4 protein-coding genes and 1 pseudogene are annotated in these 5395 nt (G+C 46.5%); 1 reads left to right on the top strand and 4 read right to left on the bottom strand.

Annotation, left to right across the window (positions count from 1 at the left end; genetic code table 11):
• Positions 1-516: EamA family transporter (locus RYO92_RS10675; RefSeq protein WP_315370366.1), on the top strand; the 516-nt coding region annotated here is incomplete at its 5' end.
• A 27-nt stretch (positions 517-543) separates the two neighbouring features.
• Here RYO92_RS10675 and RYO92_RS10670 read toward each other — a convergent pair.
• The 4 genes and pseudogenes from RYO92_RS10670 to RYO92_RS11200 form a co-directional block, all read right to left on the bottom strand.
• Positions 544-2316 (bottom strand): oleate hydratase, encoded by a 1773-nt coding sequence (locus tag RYO92_RS10670; RefSeq protein WP_315370365.1) that lies wholly within the window; start codon positions 2314-2316, stop codon positions 544-546.
• Between the two features lie 570 nt (positions 2317-2886).
• A complete protein-coding gene (gene trpA, locus RYO92_RS10665) occupies positions 2887-3654 on the bottom strand; it encodes a tryptophan synthase subunit alpha (RefSeq protein ID WP_315370364.1) in 768 nt (255 codons plus the stop codon).
• The gene (gene trpB, locus RYO92_RS10660) at positions 3651-4841 is read right to left on the bottom strand and encodes a tryptophan synthase subunit beta (protein WP_007156975.1); all 1191 of its coding nucleotides are present in this window, start codon (positions 4839-4841) and stop codon (positions 3651-3653) included. The genes trpA and trpB overlap by 4 nt, the downstream gene beginning before the upstream one ends.
• 87 nt (positions 4842-4928) lie before the next feature.
• Positions 4929-5360: pseudogene (locus RYO92_RS11200) on the bottom strand (phosphoribosylanthranilate isomerase); the annotation flags it as partial.
• Positions 5361-5395 lie beyond the last annotated feature (35 nt).

The raw sequence follows: 5395 nt of genomic DNA, 5'->3' as shown, positions 1-5395 counted from the left end.
GCCATTTACCTGCTTTCCTATCTGCAAAAAAAGCATGAGGATGCGGAACGAAAAAAGATGCAGGAAAAGGTGGAGGATAAATATGTAAACAGCTTTATCGCCATTTTCTTCCCCATCTTTTACTGCATCATTGACGGACTGGGCACATTTTTAGACGCAGTGGTTCTGGAAAAAATTCCGGAAGCCTCTGCAAATGTAGCCTATGAATACACCTTCTGTACTCTGGCAGTCTGCCTCTTCTTCTATCTGGTTTTTGTAAAAAAGACCAAGTTCAGCCTTCCTACGGAAGGACCGAAATTTTTAGCTGCCGTCTGCGAAACAATAGGTCAGTTCACCTATATCTATGCCATTGGAGCAAATGCTGTTGCCTCCGCACCCTTGATTTCCAGCTACTGCCTCTTCTCCGTAATCTGGGCCAGAATCTTCTTAAAAGAAAAGCTTAGCAAAGCCCAGTACCTTGCCGTTGGACTGGCGGTTTTAGGAATCTTGATTTTGGGATTCTTTGAAGAAGGCTAGTCTAAGCCAAGAGATAGAGAGCTTTTCTTATAGCATCCGGCAATTCTTCATCAGCTTTTCAATTTCCGTTCCTTTTACACGCTTCAGGGCTGTCTTAAGCACAATATCCTGAATAAATCCAAGATGTAAGTCTGTAATCTTCTTTCCGTCTCGAAGGGCAACCGTAGCATTTAACAGATCTCGAAGGTCGAACACGCTACCCCAGACCTCCGGAACGCCTCTGTCCACATTTGCCAGGGTGTACACTGCCTCCATAGCCGTTCGAATGGAATATTCTGTAGTAAAAACGGTATCTCTGGGCGTTTCCGCAAAGTTTCCGATAAAAGCAAAGTTTACAGAGCTCTCCGGTACCACTAAAGGACGGTCTCCGGCTTCTCGTGGTTGGAAATAAGCACTGGCAAAGGGCATCATCACCGGAACGGTATTGGCACTATGGGCTGCCAGTTCCGGAATTTCCTCCACCGGAACCCCTAAGTGATAAAGCCATTCTTCACAGATTTCCTGTCCGGTACATTCCCGCATGGATTTCTTAATAAAATCTCCGGGCTTATCGGAAAACATACCGTAAAGCCATACCAGAACCTGTCCCTTCGGCTGATTTCTGTACTGGGGTTGACGATTAATGGTCCAGCTTAGAAGCCAAGAGGAATCCGTTACGGTTACAATACCGCCGGTTACTACTTTTCCTGATAGAGGATCTCTTTGGCAAATGTTTTTGATATAAGGAAGAATCTTTTCATCCAAGGTATTTACCGTTGCACTTACCCAGTTACTATCCTCAGGGTTTGTACAGAATTTGTCCGGTTTTCCGAAAGATGGATCCTGTGCCGCAATTTTTCTCCATAAGTCAAAGGAGCCTCCCGGATGAATCTCACTATCCATGCCTGTAGCTTCTGTCTGACTGCCATAAGTGGAATTTTCCACGTTACTTCCATTCGTATAGAAAAGCAAATCATTTTCCGTTAGGTCAATACTTTCCTCTTTCCCGTCTCGCAGAAGCTCAATCCGTTTTGCCTGCTTCTTTCCGGCAGAAATGTCAAAAAGCACATTTGTCACGCTGACACCGTAATGAAACGCAACACCATGTTCTTCCAGATACTTCACCATGGGAAGCACCATGGACTCATACTGATTGTATCTGGTAAAACGTAATGCCTTAAAGTCCGGCAATCCCCCGATATGATGAATGAATCTTTGCATATAACGCTTCATTTCCAGAGCACTTTGATCATCCTTAAAGGCAAACATGGTACGCCAATACATCCAGAAATTGGTCTTAAAGACTTCATCGTCAAAAATTTCCGTCATTTTCACATTGGCCAGATCTTCATCCGTTGTCATAAAAAGCTTCATGATTTCCATACTTCCCTTGTCGGAAAGACCGAACTTATCGCCGGTTTTGGCATTTTCTCCCCGATTTTTGGTAGCACGGCATAAAGAATAATTTGGATCCTTTTTATTTAACCAGTAATACTCATCCAGAACGCTGACTCCCTCCGTCTCTATAGAGGGAATAGAATGAAACAGATCCCACATACATTCGAAATGGTTATCCATCTCTCTGCCGCCACGCATGACATAACCCGCAGAAATTTTATCCCCATCCAAAGCTCCGCCCGGATGAGATTCCTTTTCCAGAATATGAATTCTCTTCCCTTCCATCTGTGCATCCCGTACCAAAAAGCAGGCAGCTGCGAGAGAAGCTAAACCACTACCAATTAAATAGGCCGACTTGTTCTCAATCCCCTCCGGCTTTTCCGGACGGGCAAATGCCTCATAATTTCCGCTGGAATAATACATATCATACCTTCCTTTCTTAAAACTACCGTTTTCGTGTATACAATATATCTTACTCCTATAAAAATATGGAAACAATAAGAAGCTGTAAAAAATCAAAATAGTTTTCTAAGCAATATAGGTCTAAATTGCCGAAAATCTAATTATTATTATGATTTTTTACAGCCCCTATTTAAATCATTTTTCTTTAGCCCGGAAATGTACCTCACCATCCGGCAATGAGTTTTCTTTCTGAAGACATTTTAGTCCCAGTCGCACATAGAAAATTTTCTCGAGCCTAGAAATTTACCTCACCGTCCTGCAATGAGTTTTCTTTCTGAAGACATTCTAGTCCCAGCCGAACATAGAAGATTTTTCTTTAGCCCGAAATACAGCTCACCGACCCGCAAGAAGTTTCTTTCTGAAGACAATCTGAGCCCATCAGTACTTGCTGAAAGCGAGTGAACGAAGCTTTCAGCTTAGTACTGCTATGAGGCGAGGTTAGTGAGAACGTGTCTGAAGAAAGAAACTTCATTGTAGGACGGTGACACTATTTCTACAGAAGAAACTCATTGCCGGACGGTGATACCACATTTATAACACCGACTTCATAGACGCCACATACTCTCCCAGTACCGCCTCTTCCTTCCCCGGATTTTCGTGGATTTTCTTCATAATGGCGGAGCCTACAATCACGCCGTCCGCATATTGTGCCACTTCCTTTGCCTGCTCCTTGGTGGAAATTCCAAAGCCGACGGCACAGGGAATCTCCGTGTGGCTCTTCACCATTTTCAGAAGAGAAGACAGGTCCGTGGTGATTTCCTTTCGCTCTCCCGTAACTCCCAGGGAGGACACGATATACAAAAATCCTTCCGCATCTTTCGCAATCTTTGCGATACGGTCCTCGGAGGTAGGGGCTACCATGGAAATGAGGGCAATGCCGAAATCCCTGCAATCCTGCAAAAACTCTTCCCGCTCTTCATAGGGCACATCCGGAAGTATTAAGCCGGAAACCCCGGCTTCCTTGGCCTTTTCCATAAACTTTCTGCTGCCGTAGGAGAAAACCACATTGGCATAGGTCATATACACAAAGGGCACATCCACTTCCTGCCGAAGCTCCTTGGTCATTTGAAAAACCTGCTCTGTGGTGCATCCTCCTTGCAAGGCCCGAAGGTCAGCTTCCATAATCACCGGTCCCTCTGCGGTGGGGTCGGAGAAGGGAATCCCCAACTCAATCAGGTCCGCTCCATTTTCCACCATGCTCTTTACCAGCTTCTTGGTGCTTTCCAAATCCGGATCTCCACAGGTGATAAAGGGAATAAATGCCTTTCCCTTTGCAAATGCTTCTTTTATGCTTTTCATTCTACCAAGTCCTCCCCTCTGAAACGTGCTACGGAAACGCAGTCCTTATCCCCTCTTCCGGAGATGCAGATAACAATGCTTTCCTCCTTACTCTTCTCCTTCGCCACCTTCATGCCGTAGGAAATGGCATGGGCGGATTCAATGGCCGGGATGATTCCCTCCATTTTTGAAAGATATTCAAAGGCCTCTACCGCCTCCAAATCCGTTACCGGCACATACTTTGCCCGTCCGCTGTCATGGAGTGCTGCGTGCTCCGGTCCGATTCCGGGATAATCCAGTCCTGCGGAAATGGAGTATACCGGGGCTATCTGCCCGAATTCATCCTGACAGAAGTAGGACTTCATGCCGTGGAAAATGCCCAGCTTTCCTACCGCAATGGTGGCCGCAGTTTCCTCCGTATCCACCCCTCTTCCTGCAGCCTCACAGCCAATCAGCTCTACTCCCTCATCCGGGATAAAATGATAGAAGGTTCCGATGGCATTGGAGCCGCCTCCCACGCAGGCCAATACTGCTGCAGGAAGCTTTCCTTCTCTTTCCAGAATTTCTTCCCGAATCTCCTTGGAAATCACCGCCTGAAAATCCCTTACCATAGTAGGGAAAGGATGGGGTCCCATAACGGAACCGAGGCAATAATGGGTATCGGAAATTCTCTTTGTCCACTCTCTCATGGCCTCGGACACTGCGTCCTTTAAGGTGGCGGTTCCGGTCTTTACGGACACTACCTCCGCTCCCAAAAGACGCATCTTATAAACATTTAAAGCCTGTCGCTCAATGTCCTCCTGCCCCATGAAAACCACACACTCCATACCGAAAAGGGCTGCTGCCGTTGCCGTTGCCACGCCGTGCTGTCCTGCTCCGGTTTCCGCAATCAGTCTGGTCTTTCCCATACGCTTTGCCAGCAAGGCCTGCCCCAAAACATTGTTGATTTTGTGGGCACCGGTGTGGTTTAAGTCCTCTCTTTTTAAGTAAATCTTGGCTCCTCCAAGATCCTTCGTCATCTTTTCCGCATAATACAGGCGGGAGGGCCGTCCTGCATAGTCATTTAAGTAACGGCTTAACTCCTTCTGAAATGCAGGATCCGCCTTAGCCTCTGTATAGGCCTTGTCCAATTCCTCTATTGCCTGCATCAGGGTTTCCGGAATGTACTGTCCTCCGTGAATCCCAAAACGTCCGATTTTCTCTGCCATACTACTCCTTTCTTTTACCAAGCGAATAAAACTCTCCATCTTCTCCGGGCTTTTCCGGCTTCCCTCTTCTCCCTGTTCCTCGATTCCGGAGCTGACATCCAGCCCATAGGGGGAAAATGCTTTGATTTTCTCTACTACATTTTCCGGGGAAAGTCCTCCTGCCAAGATATAGGGGCGATGAATCTTTTGTAAAAGTCCTGCCTCCGCCTCTTTGCCTTCCCCCTTCCCTCCATCCAGAAGAATCAGGTCCACCGGAGAGGCATTTGCCCGTTCTATATCCTTTTCTTCTTTTAAGATAAAGGCCTGCCAGAGAAAGGAATCCCCCCTAAGTTGCTTCATTTTCTCCTTAAGCGTAAGAACATAGGACTCCTCTTCTTCTCCATGGAGCTGAACCCCTTGGATAATCCCCTCCTGCAAAAGCTCCAAAATCTTCGGAATCTCTTCCTCTACAAAGACTCCCACCCCGGGAATGGAAGAATTCAATTTTTCCCTAAGACGCCTTGCCTGCTCCTTGTCCACAAAGCGTTTGCTTTTCTTATAGAAGACAAAGCCCA

Source organism: Oribacterium sinus (assembly GCF_963553175.1).
In the GTDB taxonomy this organism is placed as follows: Bacteria; Bacillota; Clostridia; order Lachnospirales; family Lachnospiraceae; genus Oribacterium; species Oribacterium sinus_B.
The sequence above is the reverse complement of the archived record's forward strand: the minus strand, read 5'-3'. Positions and strand labels throughout refer to the sequence as shown.

Excerpts from the sequence above, each read along its gene's own strand:
- RYO92_RS10670 (WP_315370365.1), bottom strand. The coding sequence starts at position 2,316 with ATGTATTATTCCAGCGGAAATTATGAGGCATTTGCCCGTCCGGAAAAG.
- trpA (WP_315370364.1), bottom strand. The coding sequence starts at position 3,654 with ATGAAAAGCATAAAAGAAGCATTTGCAAAGGGAAAGGCATTTATTCCC.
- trpB (WP_007156975.1), bottom strand. The coding sequence starts at position 4,841 with ATGGCAGAGAAAATCGGACGTTTTGGGATTCACGGAGGACAGTACATT.